This is a genomic window from Streptomyces sp. GbtcB7 (genome assembly GCF_019091445.1).
GTDB classification, from domain to species: domain Bacteria; phylum Actinomycetota; class Actinomycetes; order Streptomycetales; family Streptomycetaceae; genus Streptomyces; species Streptomyces mirabilis.
In genome coordinates, this window is sequence record NZ_JAGXJM010000023.1 from 188,589 (window position 1) to 209,783 (window position 21,195).

16 protein-coding genes and 4 pseudogenes are annotated in these 21,195 nt (G+C 69.3%); 5 read left to right on the forward strand and 15 right to left on the reverse strand.

What is annotated here, in order from left to right:
* Nucleotides 1-239: 239 nt before the first annotated feature.
* Entirely contained in the window at nucleotides 240-392 is a 153-nt protein-coding gene (locus KVT44_RS33460) for a hypothetical protein (RefSeq protein WP_217570998.1), read from the forward strand.
* Here KVT44_RS33460 and KVT44_RS33465 read toward each other — a convergent pair.
* The 8 genes from KVT44_RS33465 to KVT44_RS33500 form a co-directional block, all read right to left on the reverse strand.
* Nucleotides 382-3,246: a BTAD domain-containing putative transcriptional regulator gene (locus KVT44_RS33465; RefSeq protein WP_254650215.1), complete on the reverse strand. Its 2,865-nt coding sequence runs from the start codon at nucleotides 3,244-3,246 to the stop codon at nucleotides 382-384. The two genes, KVT44_RS33460 and KVT44_RS33465, sit on opposite strands and share 11 nt — an antisense overlap.
* Nucleotides 3,247-3,582: 336 nt before the next feature.
* Complete coding sequence (asnB, locus tag KVT44_RS33470; protein ID WP_190171412.1) at nucleotides 3,583-5,412, reverse strand: asparagine synthase (glutamine-hydrolyzing); 1,830 nt, start codon at nucleotides 5,410-5,412, stop codon at nucleotides 3,583-3,585.
* The gene (locus KVT44_RS33475; protein WP_217571002.1) at nucleotides 5,412-6,329 is read right to left on the reverse strand and encodes an LLM class flavin-dependent oxidoreductase; all 918 of its coding nucleotides are present in this window, start codon (nucleotides 6,327-6,329) and stop codon (nucleotides 5,412-5,414) included. The genes asnB and KVT44_RS33475 overlap by 1 nt, the downstream gene beginning before the upstream one ends.
* Nucleotides 6,326-7,582, reverse strand: coding sequence for an MFS transporter (locus KVT44_RS33480; RefSeq protein ID WP_217571004.1), 1,257 nt, complete (start codon nucleotides 7,580-7,582; stop codon nucleotides 6,326-6,328). The genes KVT44_RS33475 and KVT44_RS33480 overlap by 4 nt, the downstream gene beginning before the upstream one ends.
* The gene (locus KVT44_RS33485; protein ID WP_217571006.1) at nucleotides 7,579-8,151 is read right to left on the reverse strand and encodes a thiamine pyrophosphate-dependent enzyme; all 573 of its coding nucleotides are present in this window, start codon (nucleotides 8,149-8,151) and stop codon (nucleotides 7,579-7,581) included. Before KVT44_RS33485 ends, KVT44_RS33480 begins: the two co-directional genes overlap by 4 nt.
* Nucleotides 8,148-8,660: a hypothetical protein gene (locus KVT44_RS33490; protein ID WP_217571008.1), complete on the reverse strand. Its 513-nt coding sequence runs from the start codon at nucleotides 8,658-8,660 to the stop codon at nucleotides 8,148-8,150. The genes KVT44_RS33485 and KVT44_RS33490 overlap by 4 nt, the downstream gene beginning before the upstream one ends.
* A 25-nt stretch (nucleotides 8,661-8,685) precedes the next feature.
* Entirely contained in the window at nucleotides 8,686-9,807 is a 1,122-nt protein-coding gene (locus KVT44_RS33495) for a GNAT family N-acetyltransferase (protein ID WP_217571010.1), read from the reverse strand.
* Entirely contained in the window at nucleotides 9,807-11,147 is a 1,341-nt protein-coding gene (locus tag KVT44_RS33500) for a DUF6002 family protein (RefSeq protein ID WP_217571012.1), read from the reverse strand. Before KVT44_RS33500 ends, KVT44_RS33495 begins: the two co-directional genes overlap by 1 nt.
* A gap of 703 nt (nucleotides 11,148-11,850) precedes the next feature.
* On the opposite strand from KVT44_RS33500, the gene KVT44_RS33505 reads away from it, so the two are divergent.
* Nucleotides 11,851-12,222 (forward strand): hypothetical protein, encoded by a 372-nt coding sequence (locus KVT44_RS33505; RefSeq protein ID WP_217571014.1) that lies wholly within the window; start codon nucleotides 11,851-11,853, stop codon nucleotides 12,220-12,222.
* Nucleotides 12,222-12,539 (forward strand): ATP-binding protein, encoded by a 318-nt coding sequence (locus KVT44_RS33510; RefSeq protein WP_302832137.1) that lies wholly within the window; start codon nucleotides 12,222-12,224, stop codon nucleotides 12,537-12,539. Before KVT44_RS33505 ends, KVT44_RS33510 begins: the two co-directional genes overlap by 1 nt.
* A gap of 635 nt (nucleotides 12,540-13,174) precedes the next feature.
* Here KVT44_RS33510 and KVT44_RS60165 read toward each other — a convergent pair.
* The 5 genes and pseudogenes from KVT44_RS60165 to KVT44_RS58535 form a co-directional block, all read right to left on the reverse strand.
* On the reverse strand, nucleotides 13,175-14,866 hold the full coding sequence (locus KVT44_RS60165) for a vanadium-dependent haloperoxidase (protein ID WP_217571016.1): 1,692 nt from the start codon (nucleotides 14,864-14,866) through the stop codon (nucleotides 13,175-13,177).
* A 286-nt stretch (nucleotides 14,867-15,152) separates the two neighbouring features.
* Nucleotides 15,153-15,518, reverse strand: coding sequence for an ATP-binding protein (locus KVT44_RS33520; protein WP_254650216.1), 366 nt, complete (start codon nucleotides 15,516-15,518; stop codon nucleotides 15,153-15,155).
* A 698-nt stretch (nucleotides 15,519-16,216) separates the two neighbouring features.
* Nucleotides 16,217-16,996 (reverse strand): zf-HC2 domain-containing protein, encoded by a 780-nt coding sequence (locus KVT44_RS33525; RefSeq protein ID WP_217571020.1) that lies wholly within the window; start codon nucleotides 16,994-16,996, stop codon nucleotides 16,217-16,219.
* Between the two features lie 25 nt (nucleotides 16,997-17,021).
* Nucleotides 17,022-17,642, reverse strand: a complete 621-nt coding sequence (locus tag KVT44_RS33530; protein ID WP_308314185.1) for a sigma-70 family RNA polymerase sigma factor — start codon at nucleotides 17,640-17,642, stop codon at nucleotides 17,022-17,024.
* Between the two features lie 10 nt (nucleotides 17,643-17,652).
* Nucleotides 17,653-17,790: pseudogene (locus tag KVT44_RS58535) on the reverse strand (TetR family transcriptional regulator); the annotation flags it as partial.
* Nucleotides 17,791-18,026: 236 nt separating this feature from the next.
* On the opposite strand from KVT44_RS58535, the pseudogene KVT44_RS33540 reads away from it, so the two are divergent.
* Nucleotides 18,027-19,016: pseudogene (locus KVT44_RS33540) on the forward strand (aldo/keto reductase).
* 21 nt (nucleotides 19,017-19,037) lie between these two features.
* Here the strand turns inward: KVT44_RS33540 and KVT44_RS58540 are convergent.
* Nucleotides 19,038-19,393, reverse strand: a pseudogene (locus tag KVT44_RS58540) (cytidine deaminase); the annotation flags it as partial.
* 21 nt (nucleotides 19,394-19,414) lie between these two features.
* Nucleotides 19,415-19,806, reverse strand: a pseudogene (locus KVT44_RS60655) (IS630 family transposase); the annotation flags it as partial.
* 489 nt (nucleotides 19,807-20,295) lie between these two features.
* Between KVT44_RS60655 and KVT44_RS33550 the strand changes: the two are divergent.
* Nucleotides 20,296-21,195, forward strand: a 900-nt coding sequence (locus tag KVT44_RS33550; RefSeq protein ID WP_254650218.1) for an Ig-like domain-containing protein, incomplete at its 3' end; no start/stop codon positions are given.

Genomic DNA, 21,195 nt, shown 5'->3' on the forward strand with positions numbered 1-21,195 from the left:
ACCTGACATCAGCAAGGTCCCGACAGAGGACGCCCTCGGGCGCCGCTGCTGACCCGTCCGGTGATTGCGACGACGTCGTATTTGAATCCCGTACGGGATCGATGGGCAAGGTTGTCCGTATTGGCTCACTCCGGCGTGGAGAAACCTCGGAGGGATCTTGATGGGACTGGTTCGGGAGCGGGTCCGGCAATCCTTGGCGGTGCTGCGGAAACCACCACTGAGCATTTACGGGAGATCACATGCGGGTCGTTCTTACGAAGACCGTCGGCCTCGTTGCGGGGGCAATCCTGGCGCTGGGCGCCGTAGGTGTGGTGGCGCCCAGCGTCGGCACGGGGCATGCCGACCACCTGATCGTCGCGGACCACCAGGGGCCGGCGACCGTCACCCCGTGAGGCACCAGGCCGCGTGCCCCGACGAGCCCATGGAGCGGAGCAGCTCCTCCGCCTTCGCGGCGTGACCAGCGGCAGCCTCCGCGTCGCCGAAGGCTGCCGCCGCCTCCGCCATGCCGTAGAGCGCGTGTGCTTCCTCGGTTCGGTATCGCATGGCGACGGCCAGTTCGTGCGCATGGGTGTGCAGTGCCATCGCCCGCTCGAAGCCCTTGCGCCGGCGGTACAGTCGACCGACCAGGTTCTCGACCTTCGCCTGACGTGTGGGGCTGCCGCTCAATGCGGCGAGCTCCAGGGCTTCCTCGGCCAGGAACGGCCCCTCGGCGGACCGTCCGAGGCATTCGATGACCTCTGCGGACAATGCCAGGGTCAACGCCACATCCCCCGGCGGGCTCGACGCGTCACAGCGCGCACGGGCCTGCCGGAGCTGTTCGTCAGCCTCCTCGTATCTGCCCTGACCCGCGTACGCGAAGGCGAGATCGGTCAGGGCCATGACATGATTGTCGCGATAGTCCAGCGAACGATGGATCTCGAGCGCCTGCCGCGCGGCCAGAGCGGCTTCCTCGTACTTGCCCCACTGCATGAGTAGCGTGCTGAGATTGCTGAGGCTCTCGGCCTCCGCTCGCGGGATGTCCAACTCGCGTTCCAGGGCGATGGCGCGTTCCAGATGCGACAGGGCCTCGGGGTGCTGACCCTGCACCGTCAGCAACAGGCCGATCATGGACTCGCTGTGCGACTCGGTCCGCTGGTCGCCCAGTTGAGCGGCGACATCGCGTCCCTCCTTGGCCGACTGGATCCCCTCGTCGAGGTGACCCAGCCGCCAGCATGCGACACCCAGACTGGACAGGCTGCTCCCCAGCGCCGCGAGGTCGTCGCTACGCCGCGCCGTCGCGACCGCCAGCTGACTGAGCTGCTTGAACTCGTCGAAGCGACCGACGGAGTTAAGCCAGAACACGATGTTCCTGATGAGCCACACCGTGTACTCGTCCAGGCCTTTCTGGTCGGCGAGTTCCACCGCGGCGATGAGGCTGGCACGCTCCCGGTTGAACCAGTCGGTCGCCTCCGCCGTGGTCGTGAACACCGGGACCTCGCCTGCATAGGGCGTGATGACCGCGGGGTTGCGGGTGCGCCCGGGGAAGAGCACGTCGCAGGCAGCCTCCGTCGCCCTCCAGTAGTAGCCGAGCAGACGCTCGACGGCCATCGCGTTGTCGTGCGCGGTGGCCGGAGAACTCAGGCTCTGGGCGAAATTGCGCACGAGGTCGTGGAACCTGTACACGGCTATGTGGGACTGTTGCAGCAAATGCACGTCCAGCAACCGCTCCAGAATCTGCTCCGCGCCATAGATGTCCGTCGCCAACAGGGCGGCACCCGTATACACATTGATGTCAGCGTCGCCGTACAGGCCCAGCAGCCGGAGCGCGGTGCGGTGCTCCTCGTCCATCGCTTGATACGAGAGCTGCAGCGTGGCGGCGACACTGCGCTCACCCGCGCTCAACTCCTCCAGACGACGCGTCTCGTCGCACAGGCGCTCCACGAGATAGCGCACGGTCCAGCGCGGTCGGTTGCGCAGCCGGGCGGCCGCGATGCGCAGGGCGAGCGGCAGCCCACCGCACAACCGGACGAGATCCTGCACCGCCTCCGGCTCCGCGGCAGTGCGAGCGGCCCCGAGGACCTCTTCGATCAGCTGCGTCCCGTTCTCGGGGGCCATGGGACCGATGGAGATCCATGCGGCGCCGTCGAGATCCATCAGCCGTTTCCGGCCGGTGATCAACACCAGACATCCGGGGGAGCCCGGAAGCAGCGGATACACCTGGCTCGTGTCCACGGCGTTGTCCAGGACGAGCAGCATGCGGCGATTGGCCAACTGAGAGCGCCACAGCGCCCTCCGTCCCTCCAGATCGCCCGGGATGCGGTCACTGGGCACCCCGAGTACGCCCAGCAGACTGTCCAGTGCGGCGGTCGGCGACATGGGGGACTCGCCGGGGGTGAACGCACGCAGATCAATGTGGAGTTGGCCGTCGGGAAAATCGGCGGCCACCTGGTGAGCGGCCCGCACGGCGAGACATGTCTTGCCGCTGCCTCCCATCCCGTCGATCGCTACGACCCGGCAGTGACCGCGCGACTCCTGGCTGCCGGTCATGCAGTCGAGCAATGCGCGCAGTTCACCCTCTCGGCCGGTGAAGTCGGACAAGTCATAGGGCAGCGTGCACGGGGCGTGGGCATGCTCGGGTGTGTCCGTGGTCGCGGCGGCCGGCTCCGGCGGTTCCGTGATCACATCCGTGGGAATGCTCAGTTCCGGGGCCTCGCGGAGAATCGCTTCGTAGAGGCTGCTCAGCTGGGGGCCGGGGTCGATCCCGAGTTCCTCCACGAGCAGTTCTCGGATCTTGCGGTACTCGTCCAGTGCCTCGGCCTTGCGTCCACTGCGATACAGAGCCAGCATCAGCTGGGCGTGCAGGGACTCGCGAAAGGGGTGCTGGGCGGCCAGGTCCCGCAGGTCGGCGACCAGCCCTCCGGCGTGACCCGCACGCAGGCACAACTCGAAGACCTGCTCGGCTGCGGTTACCCGCCGTTCCTCGAGCCTGGCCGCGGCGGCCTCCAGCGCGACGCTGCCAAGACCGGACATGCGGCCACGCCACAACGCGAGGGCGCTCTGCAGAGCGGCGATGGCATCGGAGGGCCGGCCTTCGGCGACAGCCCGGTCTGCTTCACCCGTGCGGTCGCCGAACTCGCAGAGGTCCAACCCGGCGCCGCCCAATACGGCTCGATACCCCTGACCGTCGGTGACGATGACATCGCTGCCGTTCGGAATGCGAGAACGAAGATCGGCAACGGCCTTGCGGACCTGGTGGGTGGCGGTCATGGGCGGTTCGTCGTTCCACGCCGCCTGCACCAGCCAGGAGACCGGGACAGTCCGGTCCGGTTCCAGCAGCAGACTCAGGAGAACACGTTCGTGAATCGCTCCGCCGAGGTGGAGCCGCGAGCCGTCGGACCAAGCTTCAAGGCTCCCAAGAATATTGAAATGAAGCACCTTGCCCCCCCTGCGTCGACCTCGGCACTGAGTCCGCCTGGTCGATGTTCCCCGTTCGCTCCTGGTCCCGTGAGCGTGAACGACTGATGTATTGACCCTGCATGATGACATACGCCGGATTCGCAGCTGATCCAGGTGCGGCGCGGTCCGTCCCCACGTTCTGAGTGCTCAAGCCACGGTCAGCCCGTACTTCCGCATCCAGACGTCCGTTTCCAGCAGTGGGATCAGCAGGTGCGCGGTGCTGGCGTGCGTCATGGTCGGCCCCTGCCCGTCGACCAGCTCCGCCACCCTGCCGTGGTCGAGAAGGCCGGCCAGCGGGGAGGTGCGGTCGTCGAGCATGGACCGCACGGCGGTGATCACGGCCGCGTCGTGGGCGGGGTCGTGCAGGGCCGGGTAGGCGGACTTGGGCCGGATGAGGATCTCCTCGGGCACCAGGTCCGCGACGGCCATCCGCAGCAGGCTCTTCTCCCGGCCGTCGGCGGTCTTCAGCGTCCAGGGCACGTTCCAGACGTACTCCAGCAGCCGGTGGTCGCAGAACGGCACCCTGACCTCCAGACCGACCGCCATGCTCATCCGGTCCTTACGATCCAGCAGCATCGCCAGCGGCCCCTGGAGGCTGAGGAACAGCACCTCCCGCATCCGCGCGTCGATGCCCTCCTCGCCCGCCAGTCGCGGTACCTGGGCGCGCAGGGTGGCGTAGCGGTCGGCCTCCAGTTCGGCCGGTCGCAGGGCCTTGCGCAGGTCCGGCGCGAGGCAATCCGCGAGCCTCGGCGCATTGCCGAGCCAGGGGAAAGTCTCCCGCCAGACGGTGCTCGGGTCGTGGAACCACGGATAGCCGCCGAACACCTCGTCCGCGGCCTCGCCGGAAAGCGCCACCGTCGACCGCTCGCGCAGGGCCGCGAACATCAGGTACATCGAGGTGTCGAACTGCCCGAGACTCGGCAGGTCACGGGCCTGTCGGGCAAAGGGCGTGGCGGCCGCCAGCTCTTCGGCGTCCAGTACCACTTCGACGTGGTCGGTACCGAGGTGCCTTGCCATCAACGCCGCGTACGGTGCGTCCCGTTCAGGCCGCAGCACGGTGGGCCGGAAGTCCTGCTCCTCGCCGGCGAACCGCACCGAATACGTGGCTAGCGGGCCGTCGCCCGTGCGGGCCAGGCTGCGGGAGGCCAACGCGGCTGTCGCGCTGGAGTCCAGGCCGCCGGACAGCATCGCCGCCCTCGGTACGTCGGCCACCAACTGCCGCTCGACGATGTCCTCCAGCAGCTCGCGCACCCCGCGCACCGTGCTGTCGAGGTCCTCGGTATGCGGCCGGCTGACCAGCAGCCAGTACGGGGACTCGAAGCAGCCGCGGCGGTCTATCCGCACCACATGACCGGGCTTGACCTCGCGTAGGCCGTTGATCGGCGTCTCGCCCGCGAGGGCCAGCCTCGGGTTGAGCAAGAGGGGCAGCGCCTCGGCCGACATGGTGGGGGTGAACGCCGGGTTGGCCAGAATGCCTTTGGGCTCGGAGGCGAAGATGACGCCGTGGCGCTGCGGGGCGTAGTAGAGCGGCTTGACCCCCAGTCGGTCCCGGGCGAGTACCAGCTCCTCGCGGACGGAGTCCCAGACGGCGAAGGCGAACATCCCGTTCAGCCGCTCGACGCAACCGGCCCCCCACTCGATGTAGGCGCGCAACACCACTTCGGTGTCCGACCTGGTCCGGAAGGTGTGCCCCGACCCGGCCAACTCGGCCCGGAGTTCGCGGAAGTTGTACACCTCCCCGGCGTACACCAGCACCACGGGAGAACCGTCCGGGCCCACCTCGGCCGTCATGGGCTGCGCGCCGCCGGCCACGTCGATCACGGCGAGCCGCCGGTGGCCGAGTGCCGCCTGCCGCCCCAACCAGGTTCCGCGGCCGTCAGGTCCACGCCCGCGCATCGTGTCGGTCATGGTGTCGAGCACGGCCTGCTCACCGCGCAGATCCCTGGCGAAATCGAGCCAACCCGCGAAACCGCACATCAGTCGTTCCCTCCTCGGACGGGATCGCATCGCAGACGCGACACCGCCTCTTCGAACACGGACATGTCTCCCGCGAAGACGCCTTCGCGTCGCGGAAAGGCCACCACCACGTCGGTGAAGCCCATGTCGGCACACCGTCCGACCAGCTCGACCAGCCGCTCCGGTGACCCGTACGGGTCCTCCACCGCGCGGCTGAGATTGACCAGCCTGCGCAGCCCGGTCAGCGACCGGCCCACCTGCTCGCACGCGGCAGCCAGCCGGTCGAGCTGGCGGCCCAGGGTGCCGAAGGCCTCGCGCTCGCTCTGCCCGCCCGGCGTGCGAGCATCGCCGATGGTGATCCAGGTGTCGCCGTACTCCGCCACCAGGCGCATCCCTCGCGGGCCCGTCGCTGCGACGGCGAGCGGGATCCCGTCCGGCCGCAAGCTGCCGGGGACCATCCGGACGCCATGGGCGGAGAAGTAGCCGCCGGTGAAGGTGGTCGTCGGCTCGCGCAGCAGCATGTGGGTCAGCGACACGAACTCCTCGAACCGCACGGCCTGTTCGGCCGGGGACAGGGCGGGTCCGCCCAGCGCCCTGCTGTCGGCTCCGACCGCTCCGGCGCCCGCGCCGAGTACGAATCGCCCACCGCTCACGTGGTCCAGGGTCATCGCCTGCCTGGCCGTGACCACCGGGTGTCGGAAGTTCGGCGAGACGACCAGGGTCCCCAGCTCGATCCTGCTGGTCACGGCCGCGGCGGCGGTCAGTGTCGTCAGCGCGTCGAACCACGGCTGGTCCGGCGGGAGGCGCCAGGAGAGGTGGTCCAGCGTCCAGGCGTGGTCGAAGCCGAGGTCCTCGACCCGGCGCCACACCTCGACCCCACCCGGCCCGGGGCGGTCGGGCAGTACCAGGGCGCCGAGCCGGACGCGTCCGCCCGTCATGCCGCACTTCGCTCAGCCGCGCCGCGACCGCTGCGCTGGGCCCATTGGGATGCCGCGAGGGTGCCGACCCCGCCGACCAGGTAGACCCCGGCGAGAACGAACCAGCCTGCCACGCCGCCGTCGACCAGCAGTACCGTCATCAGGCCGGGGGCAAAGGTCAAGGCGGCGGCCTGGCCGGTGGAGAACATCCCCTGGTACTCGCCGTGCGCGTCGTCGGGCGTGAGCGCCACCGAGAGCCCGAACCCGCTGCTGACGAAGAACAGTTCACCCACCACGTGCACCGCCGCCCCCACGGCCAGCAGCAGGAGCACCCTCGTGCCGGAGCCGTCGTCGGTACCGGCGAAGGCGACGCACGAGACGGCCAACAGCACGCCCGACCACAGCCCCAACCGCGCCGCGCCGCGCACGGTCACCGCCGCCCGGCTGACTCGGTTCTGGAACAGGACCACTACCACCGCGTTGGCACCCATCAACACGCCCATGACCCAGAGCGGGGCCTGTGTGTGCTGGGTGATCCACAGTGGCACGCCGGAGTCGAGCATCCCCCAACTGAGCGCCAGCACGCCGTTGAAGAGGGTGATCAGCAGGAACGGGCGGTCGCGCAGCACGAGGACGTTGCGGCGCACCTTGCGCTCGTTCAGCGACTCCACGTGAGGCACCCGCCGAAGAAGTGCCGAGCAGCCGATGGCGGACGTGCCGTAGACCAGGACGAGCCCGAGATAGCCGATGGAGTTGTCGAGGGCGAGCACGTAGGCGCCCGCCAACGCGCCCACCACGATGCCGCCCTGGGTCATGGCCCGATTGGTGGAGATGCTCTCCATCCGTTCCTCGCCCGTGGTCAGCCCGGAGATCAGCGCGATGCGGATGCCCGGGGTGGCACGGTCGGCGGCGATCATCACGCAGGTCACCAACACGGCCGGCCAGAATCCGTGCACGAGCGTGTAGGAGAGAATCGCCAGCCCCTGCACCACCCCGAGCGCGATCAGCGTCTCCCGCGCGCCCAGCCGGTCGGCGAGATAGCCCAGCGGGCCGCCGGCGAGCATGCCGAGCACGCCCGCCGCGGTGATGCCGAAGCCGAACTCGGTCGTGGAGAGCCCGACCGAGTGCAGGAAGAACATCGCCCAGCAGGTGAACCACGCGCCCTTGCCCAGCGACAGCGCCAGCGAGGCAAGGTAGACCGGCCCCACCGGCCGCTGCCACCATGCCGCCGTCGTCCAGCCCGGCCGGGCCGATCTCTCAGACAGCGGGCTCAACACGGCACCGACTTCCTCACGGCGGCGGCGAACCGGGCCGCGTGTGCGGCGAGGTCGCCGTCCACCCGGGGCGGGATAGGCGGGTCCTCCTCGGTCAGGACACAGTGCAGGAAGGTGGGCGCCGCACAGTTGGCGGCCACCGTGCTCAGTGTGGCCACCAGATCGGCGATCCGCTCGATCCGGTCCACTCGCGCGTAGCCGCAACTCCGGGCCAGCAGCGCGAAGTCGGTGCCCCAGGAGGGGACGTGCTGGCCGCCGGTCGAGGCGTAGCTCTCGTCGTCGAGCAGGACGTGCACCAGCGGTAGTGAGGCCAGCGCTCCTGCGGTGACCAGGCCGGCCGGGTTCATCAACAGGCTCCCGTCGCCGTCCACGACAACGGTGGGGCGGCCGGTCTGCTCCGCGATGCCGATCCCGATCGAGGAGGCCAGGCCCATCGATCCGGTCATGTAGAAGTGGTTAGGGCGGTCCAGGACTTCCTGGGCGATCCGGCACGCGTAGCCGGTGGTGAACACGATCGGCTCCTCGGTGGTCGCCTCGATGACCGCGCGGATGGCAGAGGTCTTGTTCACGGCCGCCATCCGAACGCCTTCGGGGGCACCAGGAGTGCCGCCGGACGGCACTGCTGGACGACGACCTTGTGCGCCCAGGCCGCCTGCTCGGCCAGGCCGGTCACCGCGTCCAGGGTCGCGGTCTCGATGCCGAGGCTGCCCAGCAGCGGCTCGGTGACTCTGCCCATCACCAGGTTTTCCTGGGTCGGATCGGGGTCCACCCCCCGCAGGCTGACGATCAGCAGCATCGCGAGTTTGTACGGGACGACCAAGGAGGCGAGGGCGTTGACGGACTGGCCCAGGCCGGAGTTCTGCATCAGGACGACCGGCGCCCGTCCGGCCAGTGCGGCTCCGGCCGCCAGGCCCACCGCGTTGTCCTCGCGGACCACTGGGCGCAGCCCGGTGCGGTGGTCGATCGCGGTGAACAGCGGCGCCAGGATCCCGCACGGGGTCCCGTAGAACGGCCCGAACCCGCTGTGGACCAATCTCTCGGACAGCTCGTCGGCGAGGCCCACGACAGGTGCCTGCATTTTCGTACCCCCCAGATCGAACCGGTCAGACACCGGTCAGGAATTCGTCCAGATCGATCGCTCGCGCCTCGTGCACACCCGGGCCGTCGGCGCGGATGTCGGTGCGGGGCGGGCGCGTGCTGTCGAAGAAGTGCGTGGCGACGATCCGGTCGGAGCCGTCGACGGTAATCATGGGCGTGGCGACCAGGAAGTCGCGGACCGCCGGGGTGTCCCTGGTCGCCCTCAGGTACACCCGCCGGTTGCGGAAGTGGTCCTTCGGGTGGGCGACCGTCGGATGCAGCCGGCGCTTGAACTGGTAGACGCCTTGGCCGGGGAACGGGTCGCCGCCGGAGAAGTTGACGCGGGTCACGCCGTGTTCGGCCGCCCACTCCATCGTCAAGTAGTACACCGCCTTCACCGCACCACTGCGATAGTGCTCCTCGGCACCGTCGAGCACGCCGAGCAGGCGCATCCAGAGAGTCCGGCCGCCGTCCTCAAGCCTGGCCAGGACGCCTGCCACCCGCCTGTCGCCCTCCCGGACGAACAGCACCAGTCCGTGCCGGAACAACGCGTGCAGGGCGATGTCCCAGTCAGTACTGCGGGCCTCCTCACCGTGCCGGGACGCCATGGTGGGCATATGCATCCGCCGGTAGAAGAACTGCAGGTCCGGGAGGTCGGTGCCGACCTCGCAGGTCCACCCGTGGCTCCGGCGCAGCTTCGCGAACTGACGCCGCTCGTTGCCGGAGACGCTGCTGTGGACGGCTTCGGCGTTGATGTCCAGCATCATGTTGATCCGGAAGGGCAGCACCACCGACCGGGCGGCCGGCAGTTGGCGGACCCGCTCGCGCGAGCAGCCGAGCACCAGCAGGTCTGCCGTGGGCCGGTGCGCCGCGCGGAGCATCTGGCGCCAGGTGGAGGGCTGTTGATCCGAGGCGGAGACCGCGCCGACCCGGGCCGACATCTGGCTCCGCAGGTGGGGCAGGAGGTAGGTCGTCCCCTCAGGACAGCCCTGGTACGCCAGCGAGAGTCGGCCCTCGGCCGAGCTGAGGACCTGGTGGACGAAGCGGCGTCCGGGCAGGTCCGCCCAGCGCTCCCGAACCTGGGCCCAGCCCCCGGTGCCGGTGGCCCATCGATACCTCGCCCAGGCCGAGAGCGGTACGGAGGTCATCAGGAGGTCCTCGCGTTCGCCGCGTTGAAGAGGACCTGCCGCAGCTGCTCGGTACCGGCGATCGCACACAGCTGCCCGTCCGGGATGGGCGTGAAGTCCTGGACGGCGTACGAGCCGGACCCGTGCACGACGACCTCGTCGGTGTCGAGCAGGCCGCGCTCGATGCCGGTGAGGACGCCGGTCAGGGCCATCACCAGGGACCACTCGCGCAGCTCACGAGGGTCGATCGGCAGATCGATGTCCGCGCCCGCGAGCAGCGCCCGGATCTCGCCATACCGGGAGAGGCACTCGTGCAGCGAGACGACCACACCGCCTCCGCCGTGCGTGCGGATCAGTTCGTTCATTGCGGGTGAGGTCGCGGGCGAGCGGGTGTAGAAGGTCGGTTCGAGGTTCTCGGCCGGGTCGAAGGTCGTGACGGGGTAGTGCGGGTCCTCGTGCTGGTGGTGCAGCCCGGTCGCGGGATCGAAGCGGTACTCCGGTGCCTTCGTGTCGTACAGGCTGAGCACCATGTCGGGCGTCGCCATGTGCTGCACCAGGAAGTACTGCGGCGCCGCCGATGTCTCGGGCAGCAGGGTGGTCCCGAAGTGGTGGCCCAGCAGGCCGAAGGCGCTCGACACCGCGTGCGCGTGCGCCCGGGTGACGCCGGGTGCCTGCGGCAGCTCGGCGCGCTCGGCGAAGGCGCGGACGGCGTCAGAGCACTGGTAGTTGATCAGGTCCAGGGTGTGCCAGAGCCGGAACCCGGTACGGGAGGCCAGTTCCTGTGCGGTGGTGTCGACCACCTGCTTGGTGAGGGGCTTGACCCCGAGCCCACCTGGCGCGAGCACGCACATCGGGTTGCGTGCGGCCAGGGCGGTGTCCTCGCTCAGGGCGGAGGACCAGAGCTTCGGCCGGGCGGTCTCCGGGACGACGGTGACGATCCGCAGTCTGCCCGGGTCGCTGAGGCCGGTCCGGTACGCGCGGAGCACCGCGTCCCGCAGAGCCGTTGCCTTGTTCGCCGAGGAGGGCGTCACGATCATCACCGGCTCGCCGGTCCGCTCGGTGTGCAGCACCGCGCGGGCCACGATCACCAGCGAGGCCAGGGTCTTGACCGTACGGGTGGCCGGATTGCCCATCAGGTCGAGCAGGAGCAGCCTGGTCCGTCCCACCACGCCCAGCTCCGCGAAGCGCGGATCGGCGACGGCGAAGAACTCGCTCAGAGCGGACGAGGGTGCCGGCAGTTCGAAGGGAGGGGTCAACCCGGAGTCGGACGAGGAGATGCGTCCGACCTGGCCGAGGGCCTGCCGAAGCTGGTCCCCGTACTTCGTGAGGACATGTCCACGGTGCAGAACGTCGCTGATCAACGTGCTCCTTCGATAGATTCTGGCGCCTTTCAACGGCGCGCTGAGCCTCACGACGCTCAGCCTCGGAGGTCACCGAGCGGCCCCTGCGGTCTTCCTCGACGATCAAGAGGAATGCGCGGTTGAGAATGCTGCGGACGTATACGCCGACCCGTGCCGGCTTCTCTGCGCCTTGAGCGAGCACCGTCGTCGGGACGGACGACACCGGAAGGACCCGCCCCACGAAGGTCATTTGGGGGGTGAGCGCAGAGCCGGTGTGGTCATGACCCAGCCTCCGGTCTGACGCTCCCGACCCAGTACCGGATCACTACCGAGCGAGTCCTTCGAACGAGCACGGCGGGCCCGTCGACAACCACCGACCGGCACCTGCCCACCACCGGCCCCCGCGGTCAAGGTGGCCGGGCTCCGTGGCTACGGCGCGGACGTGCGCCCGTGCGGGTCCCAGTACGCCAACGCCCGGGCCAGGACTTCGCTGCCACCACCGGAGAGAAGGCCGCCGTGGTGCTCTTCTGCGGAGCCAACACCGACCTCAGCGGCCGCACGTTCAGTGGCCCCGGCGACTTCAACACCCAGCTGACCACCTGGCTGGCCGTCGCCAACCGGCGCGTCCACCGCACCCTGCAGACCCGCCCCACCGAGCGGTGGGAGGCCGACCGGGCCGGGATGCTCACCCTGTCGCCCGTCGACCCCGCCCGCCTGGTGGCGGATGCAGACCCGGATCGGCCGCGACCACTACGTCCGCGTCGACACCAACGACTACTCCGTGCACCCCGACGCGATCGGCCGCATCGTCACCGTGCTGAGCGACAACGACAAGGTCCTCGCGCTGTCGCCCGGCGGCGTGATCGTCGCCCGCCACCCCCGCTGCTGGGCCCGCCACCAGACCATCACCGATCCCGACCACGCGGAGGCGGGCAAGACGATGCGCGGACAGCTGCAGCACCATCAGCAGGCCGCACGCCAGGCGACAGCCCAGGATCCCTCTGGCCCGCTCGTCGAGGTCGAGCAACGCGAACTCGGCTCCTATGACCGGATGTTCACCGTCATCGAAGGCGGCGGCGACAGGGAGGCCGGCTGATGCCCCGCACCACCACCGCCCCGACCGAAAGCACCACAGCGGGCCGCAGGACCGGCTCCCAGACGGCCGCCGACCCCGCCTTGCTCTCCCGCGCGATGAAGGCCCCGGCCCTGCTGGACGCCGCAGACCGGCTCGCCGAACGCGCCCGCAAGGAGTCCTGGACCCACGCCGAATACCTCGTCGCCTGCCTCCAACGCGAGGTCTCCGCCCGCGAATCACACGGCGGCGAGGCGAGAGTACGGGCCGCCCGCTTCCCCGCGATCAAGACGATCGAGGAATTCGACGTCACCCATCTGCGCGGCCCCGCCCCATGGTGATCCACTACTACGACGAGATCTACCAGGGCCAGGGCATCGCAGCGCGCTGAGAGCCCAGGTCAGGACGGGACCGCCGCCGAGCGCCCCCGGCTTGAGAAGATGGCCTACGGCCACAAGACCGAGCACCGGCTGCGGATGCGCGCGCAGATCGTGCTGCACGCGGCGCGCGGACGCACGGCCCCAGGGACATCGGCCTGCGGCCGATCCTGCCTCGCCGGACGGCGGGTGGGCCCTACCTGCGGCGGCAGTGGTCACTCGGCTGTGAGCTGCTTGGGGATGCGGTCGGCGGTTCGAAGCTCCTGCAGACCCGGGGGGTGTTGAGGTACCTGCGGGGACTCCGAGCGAGGCCCTCGATTTCGGGTCCGCCGACAGTGACATGGGCAGGCCCGCGCTCAGCGACGTGGGGCGGTCGGGCGGGTCCGACCGCGACAGTCATTCAGTCAGTGCGTCGCGGTGATAGGAAGCCAGGACTTCTTGTGGGCGGACATCCGGCCTGCCGGCCAGCAGCTGCGGGCCCTCGGCGTGGAGGATGGCCGCTCTCTGAGCGTGGTCCGAGCCAGTGGTACCCGATGCGCCGGGACCACTGGCTTCTGGCCACTGCCATGCTGTGCATGGTTGTCGCGCGGCGGGGGCGGTCAGAGATGACGCGCCACGAAATCGGCCACCTGGGTGCCGAGTTGCTGGCCCGCGCGGTTGTCGAGGGACGTGTGCTGGCCGGACCAGATCCGGCTGAGCCACGCTTCGGTGGCGGCGTCCTGGAAGCCGGCGAAGGTTCGGGTGACGCCCTTCGATGTCACCGCGAGATGATGCCGCGCACCGTAGAACCCGGCGAGCGTCGTTGCCGCAGCCTGGCTGAGAGCGCCGTGAGCGCCGGGATAGGACGGATCCGGTGCGGTCGGCAGCAGGGGGGTCCAGTTGGGATCGCCGACGATGCTCGGGTTGTAGTGCGTACCGCCGAGCCGGATGGCGGTCACGGGCCGCCATACGCGGTAGGCGTACTTGGCGTCGTACATCGCGATTGTGGTGTCGGCGAGGGACAGGTCGAGCCGGGCGAAGACCTTCACCGCCTTCTCCAGGCTCGCGTTCTGGGAGGTGACAAGGCCCTGCGCGACCTGGTTCCAGACGTTCCAGACGGGTGCCGCCGCCCAGAACTTCGCGGCTGCCGTCTGATCGGGGGTGCGGGTGGTGCTGGTCTTGCTCCCCAGGCTCTTGACCTCGTTCAAGGCGGTGGCGTAGGCGGCGCCGCTCACGGCCGGCGGCGGTGCCGGGCGGAACTGGCGTCCGCTGGCCAGCACGAACGGCTTGACCGAGCCCCAGTTGGTGAACACCGGTGCCGGGGACTTGGGAGGGGTGGGCCGGTAGTCACCGGCCTTGTTGCCGGGGCGGAACCGCGGCGGCTCGGCTGAGGACCCGTCGTTGGACCGCAGGCTGATCAGTCGGCGGGCGACCGCGGCTCCCACACCAATGCCCGCCTGCTTGCCCGGGCCGCCCGGAATCGCGGACAACTGGCTGCTCAGCCGCTGGTCCACGCCTGCGCGCTTGGCCGGGTACAGGGCGACCAGCACATCGTGGGCTGCCTGGTCCGCTGCGGCATCCGCACGAGCGCCTCCTGGCGCCGACACCGAGAACACGTAGGCGGGGCCGGCCCGGGTGATCGATACCACGGCGTCGTACTCGGCGGCCTGGAGAAGCGCGAAGCTGCGCGTGGGTTGGACGGTGGACGGCTGCGCCTTCGGATCGCCGAGGATGGTGATGAGCTCGCGGTTCCACTCCACGACCGACATCCCCGACCTCGTCGCGGCGGTGCGCAGGGCCGGCGAGTGAGCGGTGGTGGACCCGAAGGCCGGGCTGGTGAGTCCGGCTGCCAGCACGGTTCCGGCAAGTATGGCGAGTGTCTTCTGCTTTCCACCCATGTTCTGTGGCTCCTTGTCACTGGTGGCGGGCTGTGGCAACTGGCGGTCATGCACGTGGCTCATCTGGGCCGGCCACGCGAGCGTGATGGTGTCGGAGTGGTGCGGGCCGGCCGCCAGGTCGGGATGGCGGCGGTCGTGGCGGAGGAGTTGTTCGGCGGTTTCTGCGACCGGGCCGGGGCCGGGGTCGTCCAGGGCCATCCGGTCCACGAGGGCGGTCCGGCGTAGCAGCCAGGCGCGTTCGGCGGCCGTCGCATCGATTGGGGGCCGTGTGAGGGGCCTGGCCTGGCGGCCGTCGCGTTCGGCTCCGAGGGCGAGCACTTGGTGCATCTCGCGGCGCAGATCTGGCGCATTCGTATACGCCTCGTGCGGGGGCGGGGCGTCGATGCCCTTGCCGCTGTTCGGGGTGACGTCCACGCTCACACCTCCGCCGGTACGCAGGGGCCGGCGCCGCAGCGTTGACACAGCACCGTGTCGTGGTGGGGGCCGCCGTGATCGAGGGCCGATGGGTGTGCCGTGGACCGCATGGGTACGTGGACCGGGCCCGGGCGGCCGTCGGTGGGGCACGGCTTGTGGGTCGCGAAGACCCACTCGGCGGGGGCGTCGGGTGACCCGGCGCCGCGGCCGCCCCCGGTAGCCCGTCGCTGTGCTGCAGTGCCGGCCCCGGCAGGGGGTCGCAGTTCGTGCGGAGCGTACGGTCCGGTCATGGCGAGCACCTCAGGCAGGCGCGGACTTCGCGGCCGCTGCGTGTCTGGTGGATCTCGGTCGACTGGGCGAGGTACTGGACGATGCCGGTGCCACGGCCGTGTTCGTCGGGGGCGATGTCGGGGTGATGGCGTTCCACGGCCGCGCCGGAGTCAGTGACCACAATGTGCAGAGTGTCGTGGTCGAGGGCGAGCAGCAGGGTCATGCGCTCATGGCCGTACTGGGCGGCGTTGGCGGCGAGTTCGTCGACGATGAGAACGGCGGAGTCCCGCTCGCTTGTGGGCACACTCCAGGTCTCCAGCAAATCGGCCGCGAAGTGACGGGCGGCGGAGACGTGCGCCTCCTGCGCCGGCAGGGTGCGCATTGCCTGGCGGCGGCAGGGCCGGCCAAGCAGTGAAGTCGGGCTGGCGGAATCGGTCACAAACATGGTCTTCTGGCTCTTCTGTGGATTGGCTGAGACCGGAACGGGGTGACCGCAAATAATTTCGGGGGCGGTCGGTAGGCCGGATCCTGATCCTGCAAGGGCGCGCTCATTCAGTTCCACGGACGACGCATGCCGGACGGTTCGAGCTATTCGCCTCTTTTGTTCGGATTCTTGCGAGTCAAGTCAATGTCGGCGCCTGGCTGGGCTCAGCCGCCTCTGCCCAGAGCTCGCTGCCGCACGGCCGGACCGGGCGCCGGCAGCTCGGTCCCCTCGCCCGTGGTCTTCCGGACGGCCCTGCGGGAGCGTCACGCCGTAGAGCGGGACGGACATCCCTGTCCGCATCTCGGCTGGGTCGCGGTCCTCGGCGTGCAGACGTGCTGGATCCTCTTCTCCGGGCTGTACGGACTTCGGGGAAAAAGTAGAGTTGTGCACGCCCTGTCGGCCCACTCACCCGGTCCACCGGTCTTGAGGCCGCCCGGTTGTTGTCGACTGCCCGGGGCCCCTCTCCGCTGAGGGCCCGGCCTTTCGAAGGCGACGTCTTCTTGGCCTCTTGTGTCACCATGCGCTCACGCCCGGCTGCTGTCGTCATGTCACTGGGCGGCCGGGCCGTCCCGTGACATGACCGCCACGGCCTGGCCTCACGCCCGAATGGTGACCAGCTTCTGACCGTTGCCTGCGAGGATCTCGAAGTGCTCGATGGCTCCCGGAGCCATGGCGACCGCTCCTGGGATCGTGGTGCCGGGAGGGTACTCGCCTGCCCGCCAGGTAGCGCCGTCCGCCCTGGCCCCGCCGGGCCCGACCGCCTGCAGCCGGCAGGTGATTCCGGCGGGTGCCTTCCTGGCGGAGATCTGCAGGAGACTGCCCCAGGCAGAGGGCGAGACCTTGACCGAGGCGGTGACGCCGGTGGTGGGATCGCTTCCGGAGAAAGTGCGCCAGGTAGCCGGCCCGGGTGGCTTCGCCTGACTGCCCACGGATCCGGCAGCCGCCAGCCACGTGCCGCCGGCCGCTGCCGCGATGAGCGTCAGCGAGACTGCAGCGCCGGCCAGTTGCAGGCGCCAGGACTTGCGGCGCCGGGCCGCGGCCTGCTGGAGCAGCCTCTCCAGCACACCCCCCTCTGGCGTCTGCGACACCGCGGGCGCGGCGGGCCGTTCGGGCAGGGAGCCCTGCGCGCTTTCGGCTGCCCGTGCCACCAGCCGGTCGGTCAGGTCCCTGTCGGCCGTCGGCACCGTCTGGCCTGAGGCTTCGGCTTCGGTCACCGTCGCCAGCAGCGCAGGCAATCCCGCCAGCTGGACGTGTTCGGCCCGGCATTCGGCGCATGCCGCGAGGTGGACGCGCACCTGTTCCATTTCCGCCGGGGGTAGCGTGCCCAGGACGTATCCTCCCAGCGTCAGCCGGAGGGCGTCGTGCTCCGCACTCATGGTCACCGCCCCCTGCCCGCCACGGTCATGGCTCGATCCCCCGTTCCTGCAGCGCCAGCCGCAGGGCGTGCAGGGCGTAGTACGTCCGCGACTTCACGGTGCCTAGCGGGATGCCCAGCACCCGGGCGGCCTCCGCCATGGTCCGGCCCCGGTAGTAGGTCTCCAGCAGGATCGCGCGATGGTCCGGCGACAGCGTTCGGATGGCATCGGCAACCGCCCAGCTCTGCAGGGCCTGCTCGATCTCGTCCTTGCCCGGTTTCTGCTCGGCGGCTCGGTCCAGCACATCGCCGCCGGCCTCGGCCGGTCTGGCCTGCCGGGCCCGGTGGACGTCGATGACCAGGTGCCGGGCGACCGTACACAGCCATGCCCGGGCCGGGCCGCGTGCGGGGTCGAACGCGGCGGGATGCTGCCACGCTCGCAGCAGTGTCTCCTGCACCACGTCCTCTGCCCATTGCCAGTCTCCTGAGGTTAGTCGCAGCACGTAGTGGAACAGGGCTCCTGCGTGCTCCGCGTACAGAGTGCGCAGCAGTTCCTCATCTACGGTCGAAAGGGTCCCTCTATCAGAGACACGGTGCGCGGAGCGATCCGGATCGGTCCTTGGACCACGCTTTCGGGAACTCCAGGACATAAGACGATCATCATGCATATGCGCCGCTTTATCCTGCACGAGCAGCTCGGCGCCGGTCACGCTTGTGAGTGCCGCGGGTGGCACGTCCTTGCGGCGTTACTGGGAAGTTCCGGTACAGGGTGCCGCTGCCCACGCCCGCCTCCTCGGCGATGCGCTCAAAGTCTGTGTTGAGGCCTCGGCTGCGGCGATGTCTTCAGTTCTGTCGTCCACTGCAAGACACACGCCTTCCACCTGGGCATTGCGATGCGCCATCGCTGTCGCACGTCACGCATCCGATGAGGCGCATCCGACAACACGCCTCGCCCCGGGGCGCTCCACCGAAGGGACCACACTCATGCAGTTGAACTCGTTCCGTACGCTGGGCCGCTCCGGTCTGCGGGTCAGCCCGATCACCTTGGGGGATTGGCCTTCGGCGACGCCGACCGGGGCGCCGACGACCAGACGTCCACCGCCCTCCTGGACCGCTACCTCGCTGTCGGCGGCAACTTCATCGACACCGCCAACGTCTACAACGGAGGCCGCTCCGAGGAGACCATCGGCGCGTACTTGGACAAGCACCGAGGACTGCGCGACCGGCTGGTGATCGCGACCAAATTCACGGGTGGCATGTTCCCCGGCGACCAGAACGGCGGCGGTGCCGGCCGCAAAGCGATCATGCAGTAGGTCGAGGGCCCGCTGCGCCGCCTGGGCACCGACTACATCGACTTGTACTGGCAGCACAACTGGGATCGGCACACCCCGCTGGACGAGACGCTCTCGACCCTGGACGACCTGGTCCGGGCCGGGAAGATCCGTTACGTCGGGCTGTCTGACACCCCCGCCTGGGCGGTAGCCCGCATGGCGACCATCGCGGAACTGCGGGGCTGGGCGCAGGTGGCCGCCATCCAGGTCGAATACTCCCTGCTGAGCCGCACCGTGGAGGACGAACGGTTCGGCGTCGCGCGCGAACTCGGGCTCGGCGTCACTCCGTGGAGCCCGCTGGCCAGCGGTGTACTGACCGGCAAGTACACCCGCGAGAACGCGTCCCCGGCGGGCTCGGGGCGGACCTGGCAGGCCGCCCGGCACCTGAGCGAGGAGACTTTCGGCGCCTTGGACCTGCTCCGCCGGATCAGCGAGGAGCTGGGGGCCTCGATGGCCGCGGTCGCGCTGGCCTGGGTCCGGCAGCAGCCCGAGGTGACCTCGACCATCATCGGGGCCCGCACTGTCGAGCAGCTCGACGCCAACCTCACCTCGTTGGACGTGGCCATCCCCGACCGGCACCTTGCCGAGCTCGACGAGGCGACCCGGCCGCAGCTGGGGTTCCCAGTCGACCTCCTCACGAACATCGCCCTCTCCTACCAGCAGGCCGGCGCGACCATCAACGGAGTCGAATCCAGCGAATTCCGCAGCTGACACCGATGAAGGCGTCGATACGATGAGGACGGTTCGGATGCGGTCGTCTTCGCCGACGATGACCTTGAGGGAGGGGAAGTAGTCGAGGAGGACCTGACTGCACCGGCCGCACGGGGAACAACCCCCCCGGTCGCGATCGCCCACGGCGACAATCGTGTCCAGCTCGTAGGCGCCGTGGGCTGCTGCCGCGCCGATGAGGACCAGCTCGGCGCAGGGGCCCCCGTGAAGTGGTAGGCGTTCACCGCGGTGACGATCCGGCCGTCCTGGGGACGGGCCGCGGCCGCCATCGTGTGGTTGTCGCCCCGGCAGCGAGTGCGAGCGACGTGGGCCGCGGCCTGGATGAGTTCGTGGTCGACGTAGTGGGTCTGCGTGGTCATCTTCTCTGCCTTCGTCAGGTGTCAGGCGACGTTGACCCGAGTGACGAGGGTGCGCAAGCGAACATCGGCGGTGTGCTTGTTCCGCCAGATGATGTAGCGGCGGATCATGCTGCCCTGTTCCTTGTGGCTGGTGTGGTCGGTGCCGTCCAACGCGAAGTACCGCAAGGCGATGAACTGGGCCTCGATCCGGGGTAGCGGCAGAACTCCAGGAACCTCGTGCGGTTCCTCTTCGACTTGATGTGGCCGTAGAGCCTGTCCTTGGCCAGGTCGTAGGCTGCGAACAGGTGCCGGACCCCGTGCGGGCGGGTGTAGGTCGCTCGGCGTCGGGGCCGGGGTTCCTGGTCGGGATCCTTGTGCCGGCCGCCGCACTCGGCCCATTGCCGCCCGGGGTGGGGCTGGAGGTTGAGCGGTTGGGTCGGGGACGGGACGCCGTGCACCGTTGCCGGTGTCGGTCTTCCCGTCCCCGCCCGCCGAACCGGACGTGCCCGTTGGCCGGGCATCCGGCTCTCCACGTGACCCGATGAGTCAGGTGAGGTGCTCGCTGACCCGGCCGAGGAAGGCCATATCGTCGTGACTGGTCCGGCGGAAGCCTGCTCCATCCGGATCGACCTCATCGATGAGCCCGGCGCGCGCCGCCACCTCGATCGCACGTCGCGTAGCGACCGGCTCCCTACGGCTACCCGGTCGCTGACACCGGATCCCACCCCAACTCTTCGAAGGCTGTTACCGGCCAGCGGCTGGACGCCATCCGGCCGTCGAGCAAGGTCTCGACGACGCGTGGCCTTCACCACAATTTGCCCATTTCTGGACAGATGCATGCCTATAAGTGGTTTCAAGCCAGTTGCACTTCCTCCGGCGATCAGCTCGCAGGTACGCAAAGACCAGTGGCATGGGAGAAGCGTTTGATCACGGTACGTAAACGACACGCCGGGCTGGCGGCTACGGCCGGCGTACTTGGCGGCGTACTCGCAGTCACGGCCCTCGGCGGTACCAGCAGCGCTGCGACCAGCCGCAACGACGCCGGGAATCCCCCGAAACCGCAGGCGCGGGTGGATCAGGCGGCCGCCGATGCTTCCGACGCCCGAATAAGGATCACGCCCGGGCAAGGTGCCTTCAACGTCGGGATCGAAGACCCCGTCAAAGCCACCGTCAGCAACGGCAAGCTCACCAAGGTGACCATGACCGCCGTCGCGAGCGGTGCCGAGATTCCGGGCACCTTGTCCGCGGACCATACCTCCTGGAAGCCGAACGGCCGCCTGGAACGGGCCACCAGATATCAGATCGCCGCGGAGGCCGAGGACACCAAGGGCCGCTCCACCACCGGGAACGCCACGATCACCACGGTCTCCCCGGCGAATAACTTCATCGGGCACCTCTCCCCCGAGGACGGCTCGACCGTCGGCGTGGGCATGCCGGTGACGGTCAACTTCGACAGGGCGATCAGCAACAAGGCCGCCGTGGAGTCGAAGATCCGGGTCAGCTCCAGCAGCGGGCAGCGGGTCGTCGGCCACTGGTTCAACGACGACCGCCTGGACTTCCGCCCCGAGAACTACTGGAGGCCCGGCTCCACCGTCACCGTCACGCTCAATCTCCACGGCATCCAGAAGACGGTCACGTTCAAGATCGGCCGGAGCCAGGTCAGCACGGTCGACGCCAAGACGAAGCAGATGACCGTCGTACGGGACGGCAAGACGATCAAGACCATCCCGATCTCGTCCGGCAGCACCGAGCACCCGACGTACAACGGTCAGATGGTCATCTCCGAGAAGTTCAGGCAGATCCACATGAACGGTGCGACCGTC